Below are 26,332 nucleotides of genomic sequence, written 5' to 3' on the forward strand. Positions count from 1 at the left end.
AACGTGACTATATTAGCACTAGCCCCGAAGGGAAGAAAAACGGGCTCTCTCCCTGCGGAGAGAGCCCGTTGCTGTTCCTCAGCGTGGCGAGCCAGCCAGGGCAGACGTCGGCTTAGTCCACCACGATGACGATGAGGTCACGGGGGCCGTGCACACCCTCGACGCGCTCCAGCTCGATGTCCGACGTGGCGGACGGGCCAGAGATCATGGTGGTGGGCAGGCGGCGGTCCAGCCGCTCAATCATCTGGGGGATGAGGTGGACGACGGTGTCCATACGGACAATGCACACGTGCCGGTCGGGGACGAGGGTGAGGGCCCGGCGACCGTTCGTCGGATTGGACTGCAGGCAGATGGTCCCGGTCTCCGCGCAGCTGACGTGGGAGTCGGTGACGACGGCGTCGACGGCATCGAGCTCGCGCGGGTCCGTGCTCCGGTCATCGGGGAGCGCGGTGCCGTCGACTTGGGAGAAGAGCTCGGGGTCGAGTCCTTCGGCGTAGCGCACCTCGGTGGAGGAGGTCTCGCGGAGGACCGACGCGATGGTCTGGGGGAGCTCCTCGGAGGTGCAGCGACGGACCGTGGCCTTGTAATCCACCAGGCGGTCGATCAGCAGCTCCCGGAGATCATCCGTGGAGATGTCCGAGGTGGTCTGGTAGTTCCGCACGACGGTGTAGCCGGACGTATCGATTCCGGCGAGTTTCTGAGCGTTGCGGATGCGGTTCAGAATTTCCTTCTTTGCCGCGGCGTTTCGGCTGCTCATGCGCGGTGATCCTCCTCGTGCTTGGGGTGAAGGGGGCCGGTGGTGCTGGCATTGGGGGTCTCAGGGACGCCTTCTTCACGAGCGCGGGCGAGCAGCTCGCGGGCCTCGTCGCTCTCCCACCACTGGCGGAAGCTCTGGCGAGGGGGAATGTTGACGTCGCGGACGTTGGTCCAGCCGGCCATGAAGGAGGGGAGGTGGCGAATGGTGTGATCGAATCCGCCGAGGATCCGGCCGAGGAAGACCATGTGCATGACCTTGTTCCACAGCGCGGGGCGCCCCATAGCGAAGGCCGCCATCTCCATGATGGCCTTCTCACCGGGAATGGCGTGAGAGCTCACCTTTTGGTGGCGCATCTCCAGGAGGATGTCCGTGATGGGGATCTTCACGGGGCAGACCTCGTCGCATCGCCCGCACAGAGAGGAGGCGAAGGGGAGGCTCGCGTTGGGATCCTTCGCGGATTCCATGCCGGTGAGCTGCGGGGTGAGGATGGCGCCGATGGGTCCGGGGTAGGTGGAGCCATAGGCGTGCCCGCCGGCGCGCTCATAGACGGGGCAGACGTTGAGGCACGCGGAGCAGCGGATGCACTTGAGTGCCTCGCGGCCGATGGGGTCGGACAGGACCGCCGAACGGCCGTTGTCCAGCAGGACGACGTGGAAGTTCTTCGGCCCGTCGCCCTCGGTGATCCCGCTCCACAGGGAGGTGTAGGGGTTCATGCGCTCGCCCGTCGAGGAACGGGGGAGGAGCTGAAGGAAGACCTCGAGGTCGGAGAAGGAGGGCAGGAGCTTCTCGATTCCCATGACGGAGATGAGCGTCTCCGGGAGGGTGAGGCACATGCGGCCATTGCCCTCGGACTCGACGATGGAGATCGTGCCCGTCTCTGCGACGCCGAAGTTGGCGCCAGAGACCGCGACCTTGGCCTCCATGAACTGCCGGCGCAGGAAGAGACGCGAGGCCTCGGCGAGCTCGGCGGGTTCGCTGGAGAGGGTCTCGTCCGTGTCGGGCATCTCCTCAATGAAGATGTCGCGGATCTCCGCGCGGTTGCGGTGGATCGCGGGGACGAGGATGTGGGAGGGGCGGTCATGCCCGAGCTGCACGATGAGCTCGGCGAGGTCCGTCTCCCGCGCGGTGATGCCTGCCTTCTTCAGCTCATCGTTGAGGGCGATCTCCATCGTCGCCATCGACTTGATTTTGACGATGTTCTTCTCACCAGTCTCCTGGATGAGCCGGGTGATGATGTCGCAGGCTTCGCGCGAATCGCGCGCCCAGTGGACGTGCCCGCCGTTGCGGGTGACGGCTTCCTCGAACTGCTCGAGGAGCTCTGGCATCCGGGCAGCAACCTGGCGCTTGACGCCGCTTCCGGCCTCGCGAAGATCCTGCCAATCAGCCCGCTCATCGACGACGCGGCCCCGCTTGGCGCGGATGGACGTCGTCGCCTTATGAAGATTGCGGCGCTGCGTGGCGTTGTTGAGGTCCTTGTGCGCGGCCTGCGTGAAGCCGACGGCGCCACGGAGGTGAGCCGGCTCGTGCGGGGCCCGCGGGGGCATGGTCGGACGGTTGAGATGAATGGTCACAGCATGGCCTCCCGGGTGTACGCGGCGTGCTCAGGGGTCCAGGGGTGCTGGACGGTGGAGGCGAGGATTTCGGCCATGTGGATGGCCCGGATCCCGTTGTGCTGACGCGACATTGCGCCCCCGATGTTCATGAGGCAGGAGGAGTCACCCGCGGTGACATACTCTGCCCCGGTCTCCTTGATGTGGCGGACTTTGTCGGCCACCATCGCGGCGGAGGTCTCGGCGTTCTTCACGGAGAAGGTGCCGCCAAAGCCGCAGCATTCCTCGTGGTTGGGGAGGTCGACGAGCTCGAGCCCCTTCACATGGCGAAGCAGCTCATAGGGGCGATCGCCCACCTTGAGGAAGCGCACCGAGTGGCAGGACGAGTGGTAGGTGACGCGGTGCGGGAAGAAGGCGCCCACGTCATAGGTCTCCATGATGTCCACGATGAACTCGGAGAGATCGTAGGTTTTCTTCGAGGCGATGGAGGCGCCGTCGACGAGGGCACGGTCTCCGTAGCGCTCAGCGACGCGAACATGCTGATCGCGGACGGCGGCGGCACAGGAGCCGGAGGGGGCCACGACGTAGTCAATGGAGGAGTCGGCGAAAGCATCCGCATACGTGCGGATGATCGGGATCGCTTCCTTCTGATAGCCCGTGTTGATATGCATCTGGCCACAACACGTTTGGCCCATCGGGTAGACGACTTCGCAGCCGAGGCGCGCTAGCACGATGGCAGCGGCCTTATGCGCATCGGGAAAGAGGGAGTCGCCGATGCAGGTGGAAAAAAGCGCTACGCGCACAGTCAACTCCTGTCGGTTGGTTGGTCAGGGGACGTCGTGGCGATTCACAAGAAAGCTATAAGTAATGTTCATCACGTCAGCGCGAGAATCGTCACAGTGCGAGGTTCATCATACGTCCGAAAAGGAGCGGAGACACAGTGGTCAGGGCGCCCTAAGCTGGGGAATTAACGCAACATTAGTGTTCTCGAAAGACCCGTTCTGGCCGGCCGCTGACGGGAAAAGCGGGTCGCTCGCGGGTGCTGGATCGTAACAGTCCTACCCCCGTAAAGGGGTGGGTGCGGGGTCCTGGGCTGCGCCGACGGGTGCGCGTCGAGATCTTTCTCGACGGGAGGGGAAAGACCTGGAAAGTTGAGAACGATACGTCTTTTCTTTGGTGATATGAAAGGAGCGCACAGGTGCTCTCTTCCACATTCACAGCTTCCACTCATGCTGTAGCGGGCAGTGTGGCGCTGTCGGCGCTGGTCGGCGTCCTCCCACTGGTAGCATTTTTCCTTCTGCTCATGGGGCTGAAACTCAAAGCGCACTGGTCAGCGATGGGAGCGGCGGCCATCGCGCTCCTCCTCGCGATCTTTGCCTTCCATATGCCTATTCATTTGGCGGCGCTTTCGCTGACGCAGGGCGTTGCTTTCGGCGTGTTCCCCATCATCTTCATCATCTGGATGGCGGTGTGGATCTATGACCTCACGGTGAGTTCGGGCCGCTTTGAGGATCTTCGCCTCATCTTCTCCCGGATCGGCCGGGGTGACATGCGTGTGCAGGCGATGCTCATCGGCTTCTGCTTCGGCGGGCTCCTCGAGGCCCTCGCCGGGTTCGGCGCCCCCGTCGCGATCATTGCGGCCATGCTGCTGGCCATCGGGATGAAGCCCATGAAGGCGGTGCTCACGACGCTCGTCGCGAACACCGCGCCCGTGGCCTTCGGAGCCATGGCCATTCCGGTGACGACGGCCGCCAACCTCTCCGGGCTCCACGCGGAGACCCTGGCCTCCATGACGGGACGGCAGGTCTCGCTCCTGGCTGTCGTCGTCCCCTTCATCCTGTGCCTCATCATGGATGGCACCCGCGGGCTGCGGCAGATTTGGCCGATGGCGCTCGTGGTGGGCGTGTGCTTCGGCGGCGGGCAGTTCCTCGCCTCCAACTACTTCTCCTACGTGCTGACCGACGTCGTGGCGTGCCTCGTCTCCCTCGTCATGGGCGTGCTCTTCCTGCGCGTGTGGGCTCCCAGCACCCCGGAGGATCAGGCCAGCCAGGTCGACGCCAACGCCGCGAGCCTCACGGGGCAGCGGATGACGCTGGCCCTGTTCCCCTATGTGCTCATCGTCGTGGCTTTCGCCTTCACGAGCCTGTGGAGGATCGGGATCGACGTCCCCGCGGCGCTGAAGAAGACCGATATCGCGATCGAGTGGCCGGGCCTGCATGGGCACCTGCTCTCTGGCTCGGGGAAGCCCGTGACCAGCACCATCTTTAACTTCACGTGGCTGTCCAACCCGGGCACGATCCTCTTCCTCTGTGGGATCATCACCGCTGTGGTGTACACCGTCGCGAACAAGGGCGACGCCTTCCCGATGACCGTCCCGAAGGCCTTCCGGGAGCTGGGTGCGGGGCTCGTGCGGATGCGCTGGTCCTATGTGACCATCGCGTCGGTGATGGGGCTGGCCTACGTCATGAACTTCTCGGGCCAGACCGCCTCGATTGGTGCTCTCCTCGCGACGACGGGGGCCTTCTTCCCGCTCATCTCGCCCGCGCTCGGGTGGCTGGGCACCGCGGTGACGGGCTCCGCGACGTCCGCCAACGCGCTGTTCGCGCAGATGCAGGCCTCCGCCGCAGACCAGATCCAGGCCTCGCACTACCTCATGGTGGGCGCGAATACGTCTGGCGCGGTGCTGGGCAAGATGCTCTCCCCGCAGACCGCTGCGATCGCGGCCGCCGCCACGAAGATGGAGAACGGCGAAGGCCGAATCCTCGGGCAGTCCTGGAAGTTTAGCCTGGGGCTCCTGGTGTTCCTGGGGATTGTGGTGTATTTGCAGTCCACCGGCGTTTTGGGCTGGATGGTCGTCGGCTAAAATACCCCTTCATGACACCCGCAGATCTCGCATCTCTCATTAAGAACAGTGCCACGAGGGTCATGAACGACCACGACGTTGACTCCTCCGTTCTCCCGGAGACCGTCACCGTCGAGCGGCCGCGCAACCCGGAGCACGGGGATTATGCCACGAACCTCGCGCTCCAGACCGCCAAGCGGGCAGGGGTGCAGCCGCGCGAGCTGGCGCAGTGGATCGCGGAGGCTCTCGAGGCTGAGGATGCTATCGCGGAGGCCTCCGTGGCGGGGCCCGGATTCCTCAATATTCGGCTGGCGGCTGCCGCTCAGGGCGAGGTCGTGCGGGGCATTCTCGAGGCAGGGGAGTCCTATGGCTCCGGCGAGACCTTCGCGGGCCAGTCCATCAACCTCGAGTTCGTATCGGCCAACCCGACGGGCCCTATCCACCTCGGCGGCACGCGCTGGGCCGCGGTGGGGGACTCGCTGGGCCGAATCCTCGAACACTCCGGTGCGTCGGTGACCCGCGAGTACTACTTCAACGATCACGGCACGCAGATCGATCGCTTTGTCTCCTCGCTCCTTGCCCGCGCCCGCCACGAGGAGGTGCCCGAGGACGGTTACGGCGGAGAGTACATCGCGGACATCGCGCAGAAGGTTCTCGACGCCCACCCGGGCATCCTCGACGAGGGCCGCTCCGAAGACGAGATCCGCGAGGACTTCCGTCGCGAGGGCGTGGAGCTCATGTTCACGCACATCAAGGACAGTCTGCGGGAGTTCGGCACGACCTTTGACGTCTTCTTCCACGAGAACTCCCTTTTCGAGTCGGGCGCCGTCGATCGGGCGATCGCCCAGCTCAAGGAGAGCGGAAACCTCTATGAGGCCGAGGGCGCCTGGTGGCTGCGCTCCACCGACTTCGGGGATGACAAGGACCGCGTGGTCATCAAGTCCGACGGGCACGCCGCATACATTGCAGGCGATATCGCCTACCTCGTGGACAAGTTCGGCCGCGGCTTCGACCTTTGTCTGTACATGCTGGGCGCCGATCACCACGGGTACATCGCGCGCCTCAAGGCCGCCGCCCAGGCGCTCGGCTACAACGCGGAGCAGGTGGAGGTGCTCATCGGGCAGCTCGTCAACCTCGTGCGCGGGGGAGAGGTCGTCCGCATGTCGAAGCGGGCGGGCACAGTCATTACCCTCGATGACCTCGTGGAGGCAATTGGCGTCGACGCGGCACGATACGCGCTTGTCCGCTCCTCGGTGGATTCGAGCCTCGACATTGACCTTGGGCTGTGGGCATCCCAGTCCAATGACAACCCCGTCTACTACGTGCAGTACGCACACGCCCGCCTGTGCTCCCTTGCCCGAAAGGCGGAGAGCCTGGGCGTCACGCTGGGAGACCCGGACTACAGTCTGCTCACGCACGAGAAGGAGGGGGACCTCATCCGCACGCTCGGGGAGTTCCCCGCCGTGGTGAAGGCCGCCGCTACGCTACGCGAGCCGCATCGCATCGCCCGCTATGCCGAGGAGCTCGCCGGGGTCTTCCACCGCTTCTACGATCACTGTCAGATCCTCCCCAAGGCCGGTGAGCAGGACGAGCCCGTCCACCACGCCCGCCTCGCGCTGGCCGCCGCCTCCCGGCAGACCCTTGCTAATGCCCTCAACCTCGTGGGCGTCTCGGCCCCCGAAAGGATGTAGATGGTCCAGGAGACCGAGCTCTTTAACACCCTGCCCCCGCACGTCTGGCCGCGCCATGCCCGGCGCCAGGAGGACGGCGTGGTGACCATCGCTGGCGTCCCGCTCCCGGAGATCGCCGAGGAGTATGGCACCCCGGTGCTCGTCGTCGATGAAGACGATTTCCGCTCCCGCTGCCGCGACATGGCGGCCGCCTATGGCGGGCCGGAGAATGTTCACTACGCGTGCAAGGCCTTCATGACCAGCCACATTGTGCGCTGGGTTGATGAGGAGGGCCTGTGCCTCGACGTGGCGAGCCTCGGCGAGCTGGAGGTGGCGCTGCGCGCGGGCTTCCCGGCGGAGCGCATCACCGCGCACGGGAATAACAAGGATGAGCACTACCTCGAGCGCTGTGTGGAGTCCGGGATTGGGCACGTCGTGCTGGATTCGGCTCAGGAGCTGGAGCGTCTCGAGGCGGTCGCCGCCCGGGAGGGGGCCACGCAGGACGTCCTCGTGCGCGTGAAGCCGGGCATTGAGGCCCACACTCACGAGTTCATCGCGACGAGCCACGAGGACCAAAAGTTCGGCTTCTCGCTGGCCTCGGGCTCGGCCTATGAGGCGGCGCGCGCCTGCGCGGAGTCGGAGAGCCTGCGCCTGGTGGGGCTGCACTGCCACGTCGGCTCGCAGGTCTTCGACGCGGAGGGCTTCTCCCTCGCCGCCGAGCGCGTCCTCGGGCTCTATGACCGCCTCATCGAGGACCTGGGGCTCTCGACGGAGGTCTTCAACCTGCTGGACCTGGGCGGCGGCTACGGCATCGCCTATTGCGCGGAGGACCGGCCGCTCGACGTCGAGAGTGTCGCCCACGACCTGCGCACCCGGGTGGCCCAGCACGCGGAGAACCTCGGCATCGAGTCGCCCACCATCATGGTGGAGCCCGGCCGCGCCATCGCCGGCCCCTCCACGGTGACCATGTACAGCGTGGGCACCGTGAAGGACGTGCACTACGACGATGAGCGCACCCGCCGCTACCTCGCCGTCGACGGCGGCATGTCGGACAACATCCGCCCCATCCTGTATGGCGCGGAGTACGACGCGCGGCTGGTCAACCGCTTCGCGGAGGGCGATCCCGTGCTTTCCCGCCTGGTGGGAAGTCACTGCGAGTCCGGGGACATCCTCGTGCAGGATGCCGAGTATCCGGGGGACATTGAGGCAGGGGATCTCATCGCTATCGCGGCGACGGGCGCCTATTGCTGGTCGATGTCCTCGCGCTACAACATGATGGGACGCCCGGCGATCGTCGTCGTGCGAGGGGGCGAATCCCGCCTCATCGTGCGGCGCGAGACGATCGATGATCTCATTGCCTTAGAGGTCAGCGCCGGATAGCGGAAATGGACCGCTTGGTCTATAGTGAGCTTCAGCTGATTCCCAGATCAACTGTGAAAGATACCAACTCGATCTCGATCTCAGGAGCACGATGAGCACGCACGAGAACACAGCGTCAGCATCCACCGGGGCGGCCGCGGCCGCGCAGAAGGCCAAGGCGCCGGGCGATCCGGTGGGTATCGCCATTCTGGGCCACGGCACCGTGGGGCGCGAGGTGCTGCGGCTCATGGAGCAGCACCGGGATGCCCTCGAGCACCGGATTGGTGGGCCCATCGAGGTCCGCGGCGTGGCGGTCTCCGACAAGGAGAAACACCGGGGTGCGGTTCCGGAGGAGCTGCTCACCGATGACGCGATGACCCTCGTGCAGCGCGAGGACATCGACCTCGTCGTCGAGGTGATCGGCGGGATCGACTACCCCCGTCGCCTCCTCCTTGCCGCGCTCAACGCGGGCAAGTCCGTCGTGACGGCCAACAAGGCCCTCGTCGCCGCGCACGCCGATGAGCTGGCGGCCGCCGCCGATGCCGCCAATGTTGACCTCTACTTCGAGGCCGCCGTCGCGGCCGCCATCCCCGTGGTGGGGATGCTGCGCCGCTCGCTGGCGGGCGACCAGATCGAGAGCGTCTCCGGCATCGTCAACGGGACCACGAACTTCATCCTTGACGCCATGGATTCCACCGGGGCCTCCTACGATGACATGCTCAAGGAGGCCATGGATCTGGGCTACGCGGAGGCGGACCCGACGGCTGACGTCGAGGGCCACGATGCCGCATCGAAGGCTGCGATCCTTGCTAGCCTCGCCTTCCACACCCGCGTCAACTACGACGACGTCCACTGCGAGGGCATTTCCTCCATCACCGCCGAGGACATCGCGGCAGCGAAGCTCGCTGGGCAGACCATCAAGCTGCTCGCCATCTGCGAGCGCTTCCGCGACGAGGACGGCAAGGAATACGTCTCCGCCCGCGTCCACCCGACCCTCATCAGCCGCGAGCACCCGCTGGCCAGCGTCGATAAGTCTTACAATGCGGTCTTCGTGGAGGCCGAGGCGGCCGGCCGCCTCATGTTCTATGGCAACGGGGCCGGGGGCGACCCAACGGCCTCCGCTGTCCTGGGTGACATCGTCGGCGCCGCACGCAACAAGGTGCACGGGGGCCGCGCGCCGGGGGAGAACACCTACGCGAACCTGCCGGTGGCGGACTTTGGCCGGGTGCCCACCCGTTATCACATCGACATGGAGGTCGTGGACCGCGTGGGCGTCCTCGCTGAGCTGTCCACCTTCTTCGCGCAGCGCGGGATCTCCCTCAAGACCGTGCGCCAGGAGGAGCTCAATGGTCACGCGCGGCTCATCCTCGTGACCCACACCGCGCGCGAGGAGGACCTGGCCTCCTGCGTCGAGGACCTCAAGACCTCCGAGTCCGTGCGCGCGGTGAAGAGCGTGCTGCGGCTCTACAGCGAAGAGAACAGCCAGGCTGAAAGCTAAGGAAGCTAAGGAAGAGCAGTGACGACAGAGCTGGAAGTTGGCCGCCGGGTGCGGGTGCGGGTGCCCGCCTCCTCGGCGAACCTGGGGCCGGGGTTCGATACCCTCGGCATCGCGCTGAGCCTCTACGACGTGGTGGAGGTGGAGGTCATCGAGGATGGCCTCGAGGTAGAGATCCACGGTGAGGGCGAGGAGGACCTTCCCCGCGACGCGACGCACCTCGTGGTCAAGGCACTCATGAGCGGCCTCAAGGCCGCCGGGGTGAGTGCGCCCGGCCTCAAGGTGGAGTGCACGAACGCGATTCCGCAGTCGCGCGGCCTGGGCTCCTCGGCCTCCGCGGCGGTGGCGGGAGTTGCCGCGGCGAATGGGCTCGCGGGATTCCCCCTCGACGACGCCCAGTTGGTCCAGCTCGCCTCGGCCTTCGAGGGACACCCGGATAACGCCGGGGCCTCGGCGCTGGGGAATGCGGTGGTCTCCTGGACGGACATCCCCGTCGATGGACAGTCCCAGCCGAGCTACCACGCGGTGACCATTCCGGTGCATGAGTCCATCCGCGCCACGGCCCTGGTCCCGAACTTCCATGCCTCCACGCAGGCGGTGCGCCGGGTCCTCCCGAGCCATGTCACCCACGTGGATGCGCGCTTCAACGTCTCTCGTACCGCCGTCATGACGACGGCCATCCAGCGCTACCCCGAGCTCCTCTGGGAAGGCACCCGCGACAGGCTCCACCAGCCCTATCGCTCCGATGTCCTGCCCGTCACCGCGGAGTGGGTGAACCGCCTGCGCAATCGGGGTTATGCGGCCTACCTCTCCGGGGCGGGCCCGACGATCATGGTGCTCTCCACGGAGCCCGTCGACGCGGCCGTCCTCGATGACGCCCGATCCGCCGGCCTCCGCGTCCTGGAACTCGAGGTGGCGGGCCCGGTTCAGGTGGAGGTGGATCCTTCGCCCACGTCGGGATAGACGTCGACGGTGCAGAGCCCCGGACGGGCGAGCGGTTGCAGGCTCACCCGGACGGGGCATTGTTGTGTCAGCGCCTCGATGAACCCGAGGTGCAGGCTGCAGATGAGCGGAGAGGGGGCTTCCTCCCCGACGATGAACGGGCAATGGGAGAGTTCCACCCGGTCCCCGGCTTCGAGGGATTCGTGGCGGGGGCTAAAGCCCATCGAGCGCAGGTAGGTGATGAGTCCCGCGATGGCCTCGCGGGGCTCAGTCCAGGGGGTGTCGCTGAGGGCGGTGCGCTCGGCCCACACGCTGCCGATTCGGCGCGCGGTCGCGTGGTCCTCGGGGCGGGGATGATCGGGATCGCCGATCGTCGAGATGAGCACCTCCACGAGGCTCAAGTATTCCGAGGCGACGGCCGTCGGCCGCGGTGAGCGCGACCAATAGCGGTGGGTGGGGCGCCCGCGGCCGGTGGGCTTTTCCAGGGCACTATCGACGAGCCCATGCTCGGCCAGCTCATCGAGGTGGCCGCGCACCGTGTTGCTGTGGATCCCCAGGCCGGCGGCGATGTCGACGACGCGCGCGCCCTTCGGCCGGGCTTGGAGGAAAGCGAGCACCTCCAGGGGCTTGGCGCCCAGCTGACGCTCCTCGCTGATGAGCGCGGCGGTGGATGTGGGGGGTGGAATGGGAGTCATGCGGGAAACACCGAGATCGCGGTTGCTTTGATGAAAACCTCCACGCGCTCACCAGGCACGATGCCGAGGCTCTGGATGGCCTCGCGGGTGAGGCTCGCGCTGAGGAGGGGGCCGTAGGGGGCATCAAGTCGGAGCAGCAGCGTTGAGATGGACGTACCCGAAGGGGCGCTGATGTCCTCGATGTGCGCTGCCCATCGGTTGCGGGCGGAGGTGGGGCGCCCTTGAGCGGGGGTACCCTCCGGGGAATTGAGTGGGGAGAGGAGCAGCGCCTCCGGCGGGAAGACGGCGATGGCCTCCTCACCAGGCAGAAGAGCCGTTCTCCGGGTGCCCGTGATGCTCAGTCCCTCGGCATCGACGTGCGCCACGTCCCCCTCGACGCCCTGCACGCGTCCGCTCAGCCGGTTGAGGCCCGCGATGCTCGCGACGAAGGGGGTGGGCGGCCGGCGCAGAAGCTCCTCGCAGGGTCCCTGGGCGACGCAGCGTCCGCCGTCCATGACGAGGAGCTCCTCGGCGAGGGTGGCGATGTCGACGGGATCATGCGTGATGAGAACCGTCGTCCGATCCCTGGCGATGCCGCGGAAGAGCCGACGCCAGCGGGCGGCGGAGGCGCGGTCCACGGCGGCAAGTGGCTCGTCGAGGATGAGCGCCGAGGGCCTCGCAGCGAGCGCGCGGACCAGGGCCACCTGCGCCGACTGACCCCCGGAGAGGTGCGGGACAGGGACGTCGGCGAGGGCGCTCAGCCCTGCGGCTGCAAGCAGTGAGCGCGTGCGCTCGCCATCGCGGGTGATCATGGTAAGAGCCCGCGCCACGGTGCTGTGCGGGGGAAGGCCCGGGGACTGGGTGAGCATGACGGGGCGCTCGCCGTACTCGGGGCTGAGTCCTACGGGGCGTCGGGGGTCCTCCACCCGCCCGGCGAGGGTGCTGGCCAGGGTCGATTTGCCCGAGCCATTGTCGCCGATGAGCGCGCTGAGCCGTCCTGCCGGGAAGAGCGCCTCGCCGCATCGGAGCTCCGGGCCGGCCTTCTGCGGCCGGGTGAGGGAGCGGAGGGCGTCGACGTCGATCTCCCCGAGCCGCCGGGCCTTGTGCTTCGGCTCGCGGCGCGCCCCGAGCCAGGAGGGAAGGGCGCTGAGCGCGAGGACGAGGATGGCGACGCCGATGAGAAGAATCGCGAGGGCATAGGCCGCGGGTTCGTCGATTTCCCTGCTGAGGTAGATCCCCAGCGGCATCGTGCGGGTCACGCCGGGCAGGGATCCGGCGAAGGTGAGGGTGGTGCCGAACTCGCCGAGGGAGCGCGCGCAGGCGACGCCGGCGCCCGTGCACAGGGGCCGGAGGATCGCCGGCAGAATGATGTGCCAGGCGATGCGCCCGGGACTCATGCCGAGGGCCGCCGCCGAGGCGATCACCTCCTGGTCCATCTGGCGGAGGGCGGCGTCGACCGTCACCACGACGAAAGGCAACGTGATGACGACGTGCGCGAGGACCACCCCCGAGAAATGGAAGGCAAAGTGCAGGTGGAGGGCGTCGAGAAGGGGAGCGAGGAGGCCGCGGCGCCCGGCGAGGGCACTGAGCGCCAGGCCGGCGACGACAGGCGGCATCGCGAGCGGAAGGACCACGAGAAGCCGGATGATGCCCGCGCCGCGGCGCACCGACTGCAAGACTAAGGCCAGCGGAACACCGAGGATGACGGTCACGACCGTGGCCTGGATGGCCGCTGCGATCGTGAGGATCAGCATCTCGCGGGTCTCGGGGCGGGCCCACACCTCGGGGACCTCGGTCCAGGACACGCGCGCGAGCAACGCGACAAGCGGCCCGCAGAGCAGAAGAAGCGCGCACAGCGCGAGCAGCTGGGCGAGGACGGGCGCCCGAGTGGGCGTGCGGCGGAGGCTACGGCTCATCTCAGAGGCTCACGCTCCTAGTGCGAAGAGCCTTCGGAAGGGGTGAAGCCGTGATCGTGCCAGAGGGCGTCGGCCTCTGGGGAGGTGAGATAGGAGACGAGCGCCTCCGCGCTCTCGCCGTGCTCGGAGGAGGAGGTGCGGGCGGCGAGCAGCTCGTTGGGGAAGTCCTTCGCGCCAGGCAGCTCGACGACGTCCAGCGCGTCCTTGGAAGCCAGGTAGTCCGTGCGGTAGACGAAGGCGGCGTCGGCATCGCCGGAAAGCACCTTGCCGAGGGCATCGGAGACGGAATGCTCGAGGGAGACCGGCTGGAAGGACCAACCATTCTCCTTCATGATCGACTGCGCGACGTTGCCGCAGGGAACCTGGGGATCGCAGAGCACCACGTGCGTCTCGGGGGAGGAGAGAACGTCAAGGTCAGCGAAGCGTTCCCCCTGCCCGCGGGGGACGACGAGGACCATCTCGTTGGTCGCCGCCACGACGGGATCCTCAACGAGGCCGCGGGACTGCGCGTCCTTCATCGTCCGCCGGTCCGCGGTGATGAGGACGTCCCCGGGCGCCCCGTCGCTCAGCTGCTGGACGAGCGTCGAGGAGCCGGCGTTGACGAAGGAGAGCGTCGCCGGGCTGTCCAGTTCTGCGGCCGCGGCGGAGAGGTCATCGTTGAGCACGCGGGTGGAGGCGGCGCCGAGGACGGTGAGCGTCGTGGCCTCGGGGGTATCGGAGTCGGGTGCCGATCCTTCCGAGGGGGCGCAGGCGACCATGCCTGCCCCGAGCCCGAGGCTCAGCAGGGCTCCGGCGATGCGGAGAGAACGCGATCGGATCATGGCAACTCCTTAGTGGTTTGTGGGGTACCTGCGGACGGCGGTGGGTGCCCACTGGCCGAATGGAGCCGAACCCCGCAGTGCCGGGCGTCCCGAGCAGTATAAAACAGCGCGGCCCGTCGGCGACCCCCACGAGAGCTCAACGAGAGCCCCGAGAGCGGAGCCCCTAGCGCCCTAGCGGAGCTCCTCGTGCGTGCGCGGGGAGGCAGCGCGGTGAATCTCCTTGTGGTGCGAGCGCACCGGCTCCCAGGCCACGTCATAGCGCGGCCGCCGCGAGGACGTACCCTGCGGGTCGCGGGAGCGATACACCACGTACGGGCGGGTGAGGTAGCCCACCGGGGCAGAGAAGGCGTGGACGAGCCGGGTGAAGGGCCACACGGCTAAAAGAAGGAAGCCACAGAGGACGTGCACCTTGAACTGCCAGGGCACATCGCTCATGAGCTCCGGCTGGGCGTTGAAGATGAAGAGCTGGCGCAGCCATGGGGAGATCGTCGCCCGGTAGTCATAGCCATGGGGGCCGCCGAAGACCTGCGTGGAGACCGTCGCCACGAATCCGGCCACCATCGTGAGGCTGAGCAGCGCGTACATGATTTTGTCCGAGACGGACGTCGCGAGGAAGACCGTGCGGTTGACCACCCGGCGATAGAGCAGACCGATCAGCCCGAGGATCGCCGCTGTCCCGGCGATCGTTCCCGGGATCGTGGCGATGAGGTGATAGGCGTGGTCGCTGATCCCCACGGCGCGGGTCCAGGACTTCGGGAAGGCGAGGCCCATCACGTGCCCGAGGATGACAAAGACCATCCCCCAGTGGAAGAGCGGGGAGGAGAGGCGAAGGAGGCGGGACTCGTAGATCTGCGAGGAGTGGGTCGTCCAACCGAACTGATCGGTCCGCCACCGCCAGACCAGCCCGACGATAAACGCCGCCACGGCCAGCCAGGGGAACGCGACCCAGAGGAAGAGGTCATGGGGAGACATGGTGATCCTTGAGGTGAGTGGGATACGGGAGGGGAGTTCCGAGGCCGACGAGTTCCGTCGGTGGGCCTGAACGGATGAGCTGAAGATAGGCCTCGACGGTGTCCTCGTCGATGGGAGGCAGGGCGCGGCAGAGCGCCCGCACGAGGTGGAGATAAGGCGAGTGCAGCTGCTCGAGGGCGGCGCGCAGCACCTCGACGCCATCGCGGTGGGCCGCGATGAGCTCCGTCGCCTGGGCGTGGAGCTCGCCGTGAGCGTGGGCCGCCGCCTCGAGGAGCACCGCCAGGTGATCGGGAAGCTCCTCGCGCTCGAGCTCGTAGCCGAGCGCATAGAGGGAGTGCTGAAAAGCGAGGATGGCGCTGCCGCGCTGGCGGGTATCGCCCACCGCGTAGTAGCTGAGGTAGAGGGAGCAGCGCCGCCGCTGGTCAAAGGTCTCCACGTAGTGGGTCTCCATGCCGCGGTGGCCGCGTGCGTGGGCCTCGTCGAGGAAGGCGCGGATATCGGCGCGCACCGTCTGCTCCACGCAACCGAGCTGCTCCCGCACGGCCGCCAGCCGCGCGGGGAACTCCGGCCCGGGATAATCGAGCAGCAGCGAGCACATCATGAAGAGCGTCCGGCGCTCCTCCTCGCCCATGGGAACCGCCTCGATGAGCTGCTCCGGGAGGCGGCCCACCATCGGCTGGGGTCTCGCTCTCCGCGCCTCGGTCCGCGCCTCACCCCGGGTCTGGCCCCGGGAGCGCCTGCCCCTTGCGCCCAGCCTGCCGCGCAGGCGCGACGTCACATGGGGCATCATTGCTCATCCCTCCGGGGCGGGAAGAGGTTCGACGGATGCGCGCCGGCATCCCAGCTGGCCAGGGACACGGGGCCCGCTGCACTCCCCGCACCCACCGTGCAGGCCTCGGGCGCGCCGGGGCCGAGCGGCTGCTCCCCGAAGGGATCGAGGGAGGCGATCCCCCGGGGTGTTTCGGGCGAGGAGGTGGGGATGACGTAGCGGTCATCGTACTTGGCGATGGCGAGCAGCCGGTACATGCGCTGGAGCTCCTCGCCGGTCATGCCGACGGCCTCGGCGATCTCCTCCTGGGGTTCCTGCCCCAGGTTGATGTCCCGCATGTACGAGCGCATCGCGGCGAGGCGGCGCAGCGAGAGCTCGACGGGCGCCGTGTCCCCCGCGGTGAAGAGGCCTGCGAGGTACTCGAGGGGAATGCGCATGGTGGCGAGCGTCGTGAAGAGGAGGGTGGCGTCCTCGCCGTCGGCGCCGGAGGCCGTGATGGAGTCCACCACGGGGGAGAGCGGCGGGATGTACCAGACCATGGGCAGGGTGCGGTACTCCGGGTGGAGGGGCAGGGCCAGCCGGTAGGTCTGGATGAGGGCGTAGATGGGGGATTGCTGCGCCGCCTCGATCCACGAGTAGGGGATGTCCTCCGCCCGGGCGGCCTCGATGACGCGGGGGTCGTGCGGGTCGAGGAGGAGGGAGCGCTGCGCCTCGTAGAGGTCCTTCGGGTCCTCCGTGGCGGCGGCCTCGGCGACGCGGTCGGCATCATAGAGGAGAACACCGAGGTAGCGCAGCCGGCCGACGCACGTCTCAGAGCACACCGTCGGCTGCCCGATCTCCAGGCGCGGGTAGCAGAGTGTACATTTCTCGGCCTTGCCGGTGCGGTGGTTGAAGTAGACCTTCTTGTAGGGGCAGCCCGAGACGCACATGCGCCAGCCGCGGCAGCGATCCTGGTCCACCAGGACGATCCCATCCTCCGTGCGCTTATACATCGCGCCGGAGGGGCAGGAGGACACGCAGGTGGGGTTGAGGCAGTGCTCGCAGATCCGGGGGAGGTAGAACATGAAGCTGTCCTCGATGTTCTTCTTCACCTCCATGTTCATGGTGTGAAGGACGGGGTCCTCATCCATGGTGGCGGTGGATCCACCGAGGTTATCGTCCCAGTTCGACGACCACTCGATCTTCTTCAGCTCCCGGCCGTCGAGCTGCGAGACAGGCCGGGCGGTGGGCTGGGTGCGCTGTCCGCGCGGCGCGGAGAGGAGCGCATCGTACTCGTAGGTCCAGGGCTCGTAGTAGTCCTGGATGGTCGGCAGGTTGGGGTTGTGGAAGAGGGTGGCGAGCTTCTTCAGTCGCCCGCCCGAGCGCGGCCGCAGCCTGCCCGAGGCGGTGCGGGTCCAGCCGCCCTTCCAGCGCTCCTGATCCTCCCACGTGCGTGGGTATCCCACGCCGGGGCGGGTCTCCACGTTGTTGAAGTAGATGTACTCGGTGCCAGCGCGGTTGGTCCACGCTTGCTTGCAGGTGACAGAACAGGTGTGGCAGCCGATACACTTGTCCAGGTTCATCACCATGGCGATCTGGGCCATGACCTTCATCAGTAGTCCACCTCCTGGGAGCGGCGACGGATGCGGGTGACCTCGTCGCGGTTATTGCCGGTGGGGCCGATGTAATTGAAGCCGTAGGTGAGGTGCCCGTAGCCCCCGGCGACGTGAATGGGTTTAATCATGATCCTGGTCAGCGAGTTGTGGGTGCCTCCGCGGCGGCCGGTCCGCTCGTTGAGCGGGGTGCCGGTGGTGCGCTCCTGGGCGTGGTTCATGTACACCGTGCCCTCGGGGATGCGGTGGGAGACGATCGCGCGGGCGCTCACCACGCCGTTGCGGTTATAGGCCTCCACCCAGTCGTTATCGCTGATCCCCAGCTTCTCTGCGTCCTTGTCGGACATCCAGATCACCTGCCCGCCCCGCGAGATGGAGAGGGTATGCAGGTTGTCGAAGTACTGGGAGTGAATGGACCACTTGTTGTGCGGGGTGAGGTAGCGGACTGTCACCTCGCGGGTGCCGTCCTCGGCTTCGAGGGTCTCGCCCGGGCCCACCTCCCCGTTGAGGTGCCGGCGGTCCAGCGGCGGGCGGTAAATGGGCAGGGCCTCGCCGTAGTCGAGGAACCAGTCGTGGTCGAGGTAGTAGTGCATCCGCCCGGAGAGGGTGTGGAAGGGCTTGCCGTGTTCGATGTTGATGGAGAACGCGGTGTAGCGTCGGCCATTCTTCTTGGAGCCCGTCCACTCGGGTGAGGTGATGACCTCCGTGGGCCGCTCTTTGATGGCGTCCCAGGTGATGCGGGTCCCGACGGTGTCCGCCCACAGATCGTGGAAGTCGATCCCCGTGCGCGTGCTCTGGTTGAGGAATCCCTCGCGGGCGACGGCGCCGTTGGAGACCCCGGAGAGGTGGAGGATCGTCTCGATGGCCTTGACCTCCGTGCTGAGCTCCGGGCGCGGCCCCGCAGAGCGGGTGGGGGATTCGCCGTTGATGAGGCGAAGCTCCTCCACCTGCTCGGCCACGTTATACGCCGTGCCGTGCGTTCCCGTGCCGAGCGAGGCCGTGAGCGGACCCAGGTGGTTCCACTTTTCCGCGATGGCGGTGTAGTCGCGCTCGACGGGGATGAGCTTGGCCATGGTCTTTCCGGGAATGTAGCCCTCGGCCTCGACGTCCGGCACGACGCCGCGAGGCATGCTCAGTTCATCGGGGCTGTCGTGCCCGAGGGGCGCGGTGATGATGTCCGTCTGGGTGCCCAGCCACGTCACCGCGAGCTCCGAGACCGCCTGGGAGAGATCCCGGAAGACGGCGAAGTCCGTCCGCGCCTCCCACGGCGGGTTGATGGCCGCGTTGAAGGAGTGGATGAAGGGGTGCATGTCCGTCGTGGAGAGGTCGTGCTTCTCATACCACGTGGCGGCGGGAAGGATGATGTCGGAGACCAGGGTCGTGGAGGTATTCCGGAAGTCCGTGGTCATCATGAGGTCCAACTTGCCCTCGGGGGCGGTGTCCCTCCAGCGGATGCTGGCAGGCCTCTCCTCGGGGGGAAGCTCCGTGGCGGTGGCGTCGGAATCCACCCCGAGCATGTGGCGGAGGAAGAACTCCGTGCCCTTGGCGGAGGAACCCATGAGGTTGGTGCGCCAATTGAGGAGGATCCTCGGGTGGTTCTCCGGGGCGTCCGGGTCCTGGCAGGCGAACTGCAGCTCCCCGGAGGTGAGCTGCTCGACGACGAGATCCCGCACGTCCATGCCGCGTTCCCGGGCTTCCTCGCCGAGGCGCAGGGGGTTCTTGTTGAATTGGGGGTACGACGGCATCCAGCCGCGGGTCATCGATTCGATGAGGGTATCCGAGGTGAGTTTCTCACCAACGGTCCCGCGATCAGCCAGCGGGCTCGCGAGCCGCGAGGCGCGCGTGTTGTCATAGCGCCACTGGTCGGTCGTGAGGTAGTAGAAGCCGGTGGTGATCATCTGGCGCGGGGGTCGCTGCCAGTCGAGGCCAAAGGCGTATTGGGACCAGCCGTTCATCGGGCGCAGCTTTTCCTGTCCCACGTAGTGGGCCCAGCCGCCGCCGTTGACGCCCTGGGTGCCGCACATGGAAGTGAGGGCCAGGAACGTGCGGTAGATGCTGTCAGCATGGAAGAAGTGGTTGACGCCGGCGCCCATGATGATCTGGGAGCGCCCGCGCGAATCCACCGCGTTCTGCGCGAATTCCCTTCCGATCCGGATGGCGGCGGCCGCCGGAACCCCGGTGAGCTCCTCCTGCCAGGCGGGGGTTCCGGGGCAGGAGGCGTCGTCGAAGCTGGCGGGCCACTCGCCGGGCAGGTGGAGATCCTCGCGGTTGACGCCGTAGTGGGCGAGCATGATGTCGAAGACGGAGGTGACCTTCACCCCGTCGACGAGGCGGTAGGGCACACCCCTGCGCACGATGCCCGCCCCCACCGGGCCCTGCCCCTCGTCCTCGGCGCTGTCCTCGCTGGCGGCGAGGTCGAAGCGCGGGAAGAGGACCTCGGCGGTGTGGCCGTCGTAGTCCTCGGCCTCCGCGATGGAAAGGACCGTGTCGAGCCCCTCCTGGTGGAGGTTCCACTTGCCTTCGCCGGCGGCGCCATAGCGGTCGGCAACCGTGCCGCCGGGGTCGACGACCCGCCCATCCCGCTGGAGGACGAGGAGCCGGTGGGTGGCGTTCTCGCTCTCGCGGAGGGCGGGATCGCTGGACGTCGCGGCCGTGAGGAACTTCCCGGGGGTGAGGGTGCCGTCGGGGCGTTCGTCGAGCTCCACGAGGAAGGGGGCGTCGGTGAAGCGCCGCATGTAGTCGAGGAAGTAGGGGGGTTTCTTCCCGACGTGGAACTCGCGGAGGATGACGTGGCCCATCGCGAAGGCCAGCGCGCCGTCGGTGCCGGGGTTGATGCGCAGCCACTCGTCGGCGAACTTCGTGTTGTCTGCGAAGTCGGGGGAGACCACCACGACCTTGGTGCCGTGGTAGCGGGTCTCCACCATGAAGTGCGAGTCCGGGGTGCGGGTGACGGGGATGTTGGATCCCCACATCATGAGGTAGCTGGAGTTGTACCAATCGCCGGACTCGGGCACGTCGGTCTGGTCCCCGAATGTTTGGGGCGAGGCCGGCGGGAGATCCGCGTACCAGTCGTAGAAGGAGAGCGCCACACCGCCGATCATCTGGAGGAAGCGCGTGCCCGCACCATAGGAGACCTGGGACATCGCGGGGATGACCGTGAAGCCGGCGATACGATCCGGCCCATACTGCTTGATCGTGTAGACGTGCGCCGCCGCAGCCATCTCGATGGCCTCTTCGTAGGGGATGCGCACGAGCCCGCCCTTGCCCCGCTGGGAGACGTAGGCGTGCCGCTTCTCTGGGGTCTCGACGATGTCCTTCCACGCCAGCACCGGGTCCCCGAAGGCCTTCTTGTTCTCCCGGTACATGTCCACGAGCACCCCGCGCGCATAGGGATAGCGGATGCGGGTGGGGGAGTAGGTGTACCAGGAGAAGGAGGCTCCGCGGGGGCAGCCGCGGGGCTCATAGTCGGGGAGCTCGGAGCCGGTGCTGGGATAGTCGACGGCCTGGGACTCCCAGGTGATGACGCCGTCTTTGACATAGACCTTCCACGAGCACGAGCCGGTGCAGTTCACCCCGTGGGTGGAGCGCACGACCTTATCGAAGGCCCAGCGGTTGCGGTAGAAGCTGTCGGCCTGGCGTCCGCCCTCGAGGAAGAGCTGTTGGCCCTCGGAGCCGGTGGAGCCGTGGCGGACGAAGCTGCCCATCTTGAAGAGAGGGTTCATGGGTGAGTCTTCCTATTAACCCGGGAAGGGGGCGTGGGGGCGCGCGTAGTAGATCCACACGAGCGCCGTCGAGATGATGAAGAAGACGATGCATCCCCACCAGAAGGCGGTGACGCTCATCGCGGAGAGGAGAACACCGACGATGAAGGGGCCGAAGGCGCCGATCGCCCCGGTCCAGCCGATGACGCCGCCGGCCTGGCGCTTGGGGAGGATCATCGGCATCTGCTTGAACGTGCCGGCGTTAGCCAGGCCGGTGAAGAAGAACATCACGAGCATGGCGGTGAGGAAGCCGGAGAACTGGGAGGGGTCCGTGGGGGAGAGATAGAAGCTCGCCCAGATGGTGGAGAGCGTCATGCCGACGCATCCGATGAATGTCCAGATGGCCCCGCCGAAGCGGTCGCAGAGCGGGCCCCAGAGAGCACGAACGCCGGCGCCGATGAGCGGGCCGAGGAAGGCGTAGGTGGCGCCGCTGGGGAGGGAGGCCGCCGGGTGCGTGTCGGCGAAGGGGGAGGTGGCCCCGTAGAGGTTATTAATGAGGAGACCGAATTGGGCGGCGAAGCCGGAGAAGGCGCCGAAGGACATGAGGTAGACCACCGTGAGGATCCAGGTGTTCTTGTTCCCGAAGATGTCGATCTGCTCGCGGATGTTGGCCTTGATCGGCACGTCATAGAGCAGGGTCCACGCGAGGATCGCGGCGATCACCGCCCAGGGCACGAGCACGATGGCGGCGTTATGGACGAAGAGCTCCGAACCATCGCGGCTGGTCTGCGGCGCGATGAAGCCGATTCCCAGCAGCCCAAAACCCATCACCCAGGGCCCGAGGAACTGGATGAGCGACATCCCGAAGTTCCCGATTCCCGCCTGGAGTCCCAGCGCAGTACCGGAGAGCCGCTTAGGGAAGAAGTAGCCGGTAGAGGGCATGTAGCCGGAGAACACGCCGCCGCCGATGCCGCAGAGGAAGGAGAGCACGAGCAGCCACCAGAACGGGGTGGACGTATTCTGCACAGCGAAGAACCAGCCCACCATGGGGATGATGAAGAGCAGGCTGGAGAGCGTGACGAGGCGCCGGGTCCCGATGATCGGCGGCAGGAACATAAAGAGCAGGCGGAAGAGCCCGCAGGCGAGGCCGGGGATGGCCGTGAGCCAGTAGAGCTGGCCGGCGCTCAGATCAAAGCCGATGCCCTGGAGCAGCGGGGCGACCGCCGAGACGATATACCAGGTGGAGAATCCGATGATGAGCGAAAACGTGGAGATAATGAGGGTTTTCCACGCCGTCGCGGAATCCCAGGAGCGGGAGTCTTCCGGGTCCCATCCGTGCAGGACTCGACCCTTCGTGGGCTGGGCACTCATAGTGTCGTCATACCTTGTTCTTTTCGGAGGGAAGGCGCCGCCGAGAGGGATAGCCGCCCGTGGACGCACGGGGCACATGCAGCGCCTCATTGGAACCCAGTTTATGTGCCCTGACCTGGAAAATCTATTTTTATCACGGCTCTGGCCGTATTTATTTAAAGGTGCTTCGCTATGGGTGGTGGACCCCCTAAGAAGCGCACGATAGGCAATAAATGCGCCGCCATTTCCCTCCGCCCGCGCCCATGACAATCCCCTGTCAACCCCGCCCTATTGGTGAGAAATTTCACACGGAAAAGGGGACGACGCCCACCCGTCGCCCCATTCCTTATCCTCGGCCCGAGTCCTCCACGTCCCCGAGCTCCCGGAGCTCCTCGAGCGTGTCGTAGTCACGCTCCTCCCCGGTGCCGGGAATGAGCGCGATGCGCCCGTGCCCGTCGAGGATGCTCTTCAGGGCGCGGTCGGTGGTCTCTATCCCGTCAAGCGTGCGCCAGAGCTCCGTGGTGTGCCACAGGGTGCACAGCGGCTGGATCCCGTCCGCGGAGGTGGACACCGCCGCGAGGCCAGCCCGGGGAGTGCTCTCCAGGGCGTCGAGCAGATCGGGGAGCAGCGCTGCCGAATGCGGGGCGTCCACCGCAAGCAGTGCGGTGTAGGCGGCCGCCTGGGCGCGCAGCGCGCGGACACCGGCGTCGAGAGCAGACAGCGGCCCGGAGAAGGGCGGATCCTCGGCGACGAGCTTGACCCCCGGGCGGACCTCGGGGCTGCGGGAGCTCACGACGGCGACCTGCTGCAGCCCGTCGAGGAGGGAGACTTCGTCCAGCAGGGTGTCCAGCAAGGTGTCTCCGTCGACGCTCACCATGGCTTTATCGCGCCCGCCCATGCGCTCCCCGCGCCCGCCGGCAAGGATGATGACATCAATTCCGGGAACGATACTCACGCCCATCACTCCTCCGGGGCGGCCTCGACGAGGTGAGGAAGCTCCCGCGACCAGTCTCCGCTGCGCCCACCCGACTTCGCGACGATCCCCATGCGCCGGATATATGCCGAGCGGTCCACCCCCTTCACCATGTCGATGATCGCCAGCGCCGCCACCGACACCGCGGTGAGCGCCTCCATCTCCACCCCGGTGCGGTCGGCCGTGCGCACCTCCGCGCGCAGGGCAATGTGCTCCTCACGGATCTCGACGTCCACCTTGGCACCATGCACCCCGATGGTGTGCGCGAGCGGCAGGAGCTCCGGCACCTTCTTCGCGGCGCTGATCCCGGCGATGCGCGCGACCGCCAGGACATCGCCCTTGGGCACCCGGCCCTCGCGCAGGGCGGCGAGGACCTCGGCGGAACAGGCGATCTCGCCGATGGCCGCCGCCTCCCGGACGGTCGGAGTTTTGGCGGTGACGTCCACCATGTGGGCCTCGCCGCGGTGAGTGAGATGGGTGAAGGAGATATCGCTCATGGCAGTCCTTGGGATTCGAGGGATTAGGGATCAGAGGGCGCGTGCCCTCATCGTGGGAGGAGGAGAACGGGAAGATCCTCCCCACTCTGCACGCCGGCTCTCAGGAGGGCGAGCCCCCGCACGCCGACCAGCGAGCCCACCCGATGGCTTCCCTTGCCGCCGGGGCTAAAGGGGCGCGCCCGCAGCCCGTCTGGGGTGGTGTCGAGCAGGACGGGGACGACGAGCAGCCCGCCGCGCGGGGAGGGGAAGTCCTGCTCCGCCGGGATTCGCAGCAGCGGATAGTGGTGTGACCAGGGGAAAGGTTCGTTCTGAGGCGGGTGGGCGCTGGGGGCGTCGTCGGGAACTTCGCGGCCTGGATCCTCCCCCTCCAGCGCCGCGAGCGCCGGCCCGAGGAAGAGCCACGCACTGACAAAGCAGGCCACCGGGTTCCCCGGGAAGGCAAGGAGCATGGCCCGTCCCCAGCGGCCCACGCCCTGGGGCTTGCCGGGCTGCATGTCGACGCGCCCGCACCACACCGGGTGGGGGTGGGCGGCGCGCTCGGGGTCGATGACCTCGCGCACCACCTCGTAGGCCCCGGCGGAGATACCCCCGCTGGTGAGCACGAGGTCGGAAGTCTCCGCGCACTCCTCAAGTACGGCCCGAAACTCCGCGGTGTCATCGCGCGTGCGCTGCCGGCAGACCTGCGCGGTGGGGCACAAGGTGCGCACGAGGGCTTCGAGCATCGGCCCATTGGAGTCAGGGATCCGCGCCCCGCGCTCTCCGGGGCTGATCTCCTCCCCGCTGGAGATCACGGCCACGTTGAGGGCTCGACGCACCGAGACGCTGTCCACCCCAGCAGAGAGCAGCGCCGCGATGCTGCCGGCGTCGAGGCGCGTTCCCGCCCGGGCCACGAGGTCTCCTTCCCCGAGGTCCTCGCCGCGGGCGCGGATGTTGCTGCGCCCGGGCGTGAAGCCCTCGATGCGCACCTCACGGGGAACCGGCCCCGCCCCGGGGCGAAGATCTGTCTGCTCGACCGGGATCACGCAGACGCTCGCGGGCAAAGACTCAGCTACCGGCGCCCCCGTCATGATGCGCAGCGCGTGCCCCTCGGGCAGGATCTGCGGCTCCGCGCCGGCTGGGACGTCGCCCGCGAGCGGAAGGGTGAACGGGGGCTCCTGCTGGAACCCCGCGGCGTCCACCAGCACCCCGTCCATCGCGGAGTGGCGGAAACGGGGAATGGGAAGGCGCGCCCGGCACTCCTCGGCTAGCACCCTCCCGAGCGCCTCCTCCGTGGGGCAGGACTCTACGGCGCGAGCGCCCGCCGCCTCGAGGGCAGTGCGGAGAACCTCGTGATAGTGCTCAACGGCTGTGCGTCGCATCCTTAACCTCCGATCGAGGACATGGGCCGTTGGGGCTGGAGGAAGCCGGGATCATCGATCCCGTGCCCCGCCTTCTTCTCACTCATGGTCTGCACCCATGCGCTCATGATGTCTTCGTCGCTCGCCCCGTCGCGCAGGATCTCCCGCAGGGGCGTTTCCGTGCGGCTGAAGAGGCAGCTGCGCAGGTTGCCGTCGGCGGTGAGCCGTGTGCGGTCGCAGTCCCCGCAGAAGGAGTGGGAGACCGAGGCAATGATCCCGATCATTCCGCGCAGGTCCCGACGACGGTGGCTGGCCTCCCACAGCGCGGCGGGGGCGGAGCCGCGTGGCTCTGCGGCGGGGCGGAGCTGGAAGTCCGAGCGCAGCCGCGCGAGGATCTCCTCGGCGGTGATCATCTCCTGGCGGTCCCACTGCTCGCGCGGACCGAGGGGCATCTGCTCAATGAAGCGCAGCTGGGCGCCGCGCTCGAGGCAGAACTCCGCCAGCGGGATGATGTCCTCCTCGTTGACGCCCGGCATGACCACGGCGTTGATCTTCACAGGTCCCAGGCCCGCAGCCATGGCCGCGTCGATGGCCTCGACGACGTGCTCGAAGCGGTGCCGCCGGGTCAGCTGCGCATAGCGCTCTGGGTCGACGGTGTCGAGGGAGATATTGACCCGATCGAGTCCCGCCTCCGCCAGCTCCTGGGCGCGGTGCCGAAGCCCCACCCCGTTGCTCGTGATCGCGGTGCCGGGCGCACGGCCCTCGTCGGTCCGCAGCGCCGTCGTGGCGCGGATGATCGCGGGAAGAGACTTGCGCAGGAGCGGTTCCCCGCCGGTGAAGCGCACCTGCCGGATCCCCAGCCGGGTGACCGCGATGCGGATGAGCCGGATGAGCTCCTCATCCGTGAGCGTGGACTCGCGGGGAAGCCAGTCGAGCCCCTCGGCGGGCATGCAATAGGTGCACCGAAGGTTGCAGCGGTCCGTGACGCTTACGCGAAGATCGCGCGCCACGCGGCCAAAACGGTCTGTGAGCAGGGCGTGATCGCCCGGCCGGAAGCGGGGTCCGTCGGGCTTCGCCGAAGGGATCACTGGATCGGACAATGAAATGCGCATTTG

At 67.3% G+C, this 26,332-nt stretch carries 20 protein-coding genes; 5 read left to right on the plus strand and 15 right to left on the minus strand.

Going from position 1 to position 26,332, the window contains the following annotated elements; genetic code table 11:
• Positions 1-112 precede the first annotated feature (112 nt).
• From L1O03_RS07025 to L1O03_RS07035, 3 genes are read right to left on the minus strand one after another with little or no spacing between them, the layout of a single operon-like run.
• Entirely contained in the window at positions 113-757 is a 645-nt protein-coding gene (locus tag L1O03_RS07025) for a LutC/YkgG family protein (protein WP_236118798.1), read from the minus strand.
• On the minus strand, positions 754-2,328 hold the full coding sequence (locus L1O03_RS07030; RefSeq protein WP_236118807.1) for a LutB/LldF family L-lactate oxidation iron-sulfur protein: 1,575 nt from the start codon (positions 2,326-2,328) through the stop codon (positions 754-756). The genes L1O03_RS07025 and L1O03_RS07030 overlap by 4 nt, the downstream gene beginning before the upstream one ends.
• Entirely contained in the window at positions 2,325-3,110 is a 786-nt protein-coding gene (locus tag L1O03_RS07035; RefSeq protein ID WP_236118811.1) for a (Fe-S)-binding protein, read from the minus strand. Before L1O03_RS07035 ends, L1O03_RS07030 begins: the two co-directional genes overlap by 4 nt.
• A 395-nt stretch (positions 3,111-3,505) precedes the next feature.
• Between L1O03_RS07035 and L1O03_RS07040 the strand changes: the two genes are divergently transcribed.
• The 5 genes from L1O03_RS07040 (at position 3,506) to thrB (ending at position 10,636) form a co-directional block, all read left to right on the plus strand.
• The gene (locus L1O03_RS07040; RefSeq protein WP_236118812.1) at positions 3,506-5,170 is read left to right on the plus strand and encodes an L-lactate permease; all 1,665 of its coding nucleotides are present in this window, start codon (positions 3,506-3,508) and stop codon (positions 5,168-5,170) included.
• 11 nt (positions 5,171-5,181) lie between these two features.
• Positions 5,182-6,840, plus strand: coding sequence for an arginine--tRNA ligase (gene argS / locus L1O03_RS07045; protein ID WP_236118814.1), 1,659 nt, complete (start codon positions 5,182-5,184; stop codon positions 6,838-6,840).
• Positions 6,841-8,199 carry a diaminopimelate decarboxylase gene (gene lysA / locus L1O03_RS07050; RefSeq protein ID WP_236118819.1) on the plus strand — a complete coding sequence of 453 codons (1,359 nt, stop codon included), beginning with the start codon at positions 6,841-6,843 and terminating at the stop codon, positions 8,197-8,199.
• A 91-nt stretch (positions 8,200-8,290) separates the two neighbouring features.
• Positions 8,291-9,676, plus strand: coding sequence for a homoserine dehydrogenase (locus L1O03_RS07055; RefSeq protein ID WP_236118821.1), 1,386 nt, complete (start codon positions 8,291-8,293; stop codon positions 9,674-9,676).
• An 18-nt stretch (positions 9,677-9,694) separates the two neighbouring features.
• Positions 9,695-10,636 (plus strand): homoserine kinase, encoded by a 942-nt coding sequence (gene thrB, locus L1O03_RS07060; protein ID WP_236118822.1) that lies wholly within the window; start codon positions 9,695-9,697, stop codon positions 10,634-10,636.
• Here the strand turns inward: thrB and L1O03_RS07065 are convergent.
• The 12 genes from L1O03_RS07065 to moaA form a co-directional block, all read right to left on the minus strand.
• Positions 10,600-11,310 carry a helix-turn-helix transcriptional regulator gene (locus L1O03_RS07065; protein WP_236118829.1) on the minus strand — a complete coding sequence of 237 codons (711 nt, stop codon included), beginning with the start codon at positions 11,308-11,310 and terminating at the stop codon, positions 10,600-10,602. The genes thrB and L1O03_RS07065 overlap by 37 nt on opposite strands.
• Entirely contained in the window at positions 11,307-13,205 is a 1,899-nt protein-coding gene (locus L1O03_RS07070; protein WP_236118830.1) for an ATP-binding cassette domain-containing protein, read from the minus strand. Before L1O03_RS07070 ends, L1O03_RS07065 begins: the two co-directional genes overlap by 4 nt.
• Before the next feature lie 17 nt (positions 13,206-13,222).
• Positions 13,223-14,026, minus strand: coding sequence for a molybdate ABC transporter substrate-binding protein (modA, locus tag L1O03_RS07075; protein ID WP_236118831.1), 804 nt, complete (start codon positions 14,024-14,026; stop codon positions 13,223-13,225).
• Between the two features lie 171 nt (positions 14,027-14,197).
• The gene (gene narI / locus L1O03_RS07080; protein ID WP_236118833.1) at positions 14,198-14,998 is read right to left on the minus strand and encodes a respiratory nitrate reductase subunit gamma; all 801 of its coding nucleotides are present in this window, start codon (positions 14,996-14,998) and stop codon (positions 14,198-14,200) included.
• Complete coding sequence (gene narJ, locus L1O03_RS07085) at positions 14,985-15,671, minus strand: nitrate reductase molybdenum cofactor assembly chaperone (RefSeq protein ID WP_236118840.1); 687 nt, start codon at positions 15,669-15,671, stop codon at positions 14,985-14,987. The genes narI and narJ overlap by 14 nt, the downstream gene beginning before the upstream one ends.
• A 113-nt stretch (positions 15,672-15,784) precedes the next feature.
• Positions 15,785-17,359 (minus strand): nitrate reductase subunit beta, encoded by a 1,575-nt coding sequence (narH, locus tag L1O03_RS07090; protein WP_236118851.1) that lies wholly within the window; start codon positions 17,357-17,359, stop codon positions 15,785-15,787.
• Entirely contained in the window at positions 17,359-21,081 is a 3,723-nt protein-coding gene (locus tag L1O03_RS07095; protein WP_236118857.1) for a nitrate reductase subunit alpha, read from the minus strand. The genes narH and L1O03_RS07095 overlap by 1 nt, the downstream gene beginning before the upstream one ends.
• A 15-nt stretch (positions 21,082-21,096) precedes the next feature.
• Positions 21,097-22,431 (minus strand): nitrate/nitrite transporter, encoded by a 1,335-nt coding sequence (locus tag L1O03_RS07100; protein ID WP_236118859.1) that lies wholly within the window; start codon positions 22,429-22,431, stop codon positions 21,097-21,099.
• A gap of 325 nt (positions 22,432-22,756) precedes the next feature.
• Positions 22,757-23,365 carry a molybdenum cofactor guanylyltransferase gene (mobA, locus tag L1O03_RS07105; protein WP_236118862.1) on the minus strand — a complete coding sequence of 203 codons (609 nt, stop codon included), beginning with the start codon at positions 23,363-23,365 and terminating at the stop codon, positions 22,757-22,759.
• A gap of 5 nt (positions 23,366-23,370) precedes the next feature.
• The gene (moaC, locus tag L1O03_RS07110; RefSeq protein WP_236119204.1) at positions 23,371-23,871 is read right to left on the minus strand and encodes a cyclic pyranopterin monophosphate synthase MoaC; all 501 of its coding nucleotides are present in this window, start codon (positions 23,869-23,871) and stop codon (positions 23,371-23,373) included.
• Positions 23,872-23,927: 56 nt separating this feature from the next.
• On the minus strand, positions 23,928-25,238 hold the full coding sequence (locus L1O03_RS07115; RefSeq protein WP_236118864.1) for a molybdopterin molybdotransferase MoeA: 1,311 nt from the start codon (positions 25,236-25,238) through the stop codon (positions 23,928-23,930).
• 2 nt (positions 25,239-25,240) lie between these two features.
• Positions 25,241-26,329 carry a GTP 3',8-cyclase MoaA gene (moaA, locus tag L1O03_RS07120; RefSeq protein ID WP_236118866.1) on the minus strand — a complete coding sequence of 363 codons (1,089 nt, stop codon included), beginning with the start codon at positions 26,327-26,329 and terminating at the stop codon, positions 25,241-25,243.
• Positions 26,330-26,332 lie beyond the last annotated feature (3 nt).

The sequence above is a fragment of the Corynebacterium uropygiale genome, from assembly GCF_021568315.1.
Taxonomy (GTDB): Bacteria; Actinomycetota; Actinomycetes; order Mycobacteriales; family Mycobacteriaceae; genus Corynebacterium; species Corynebacterium uropygiale.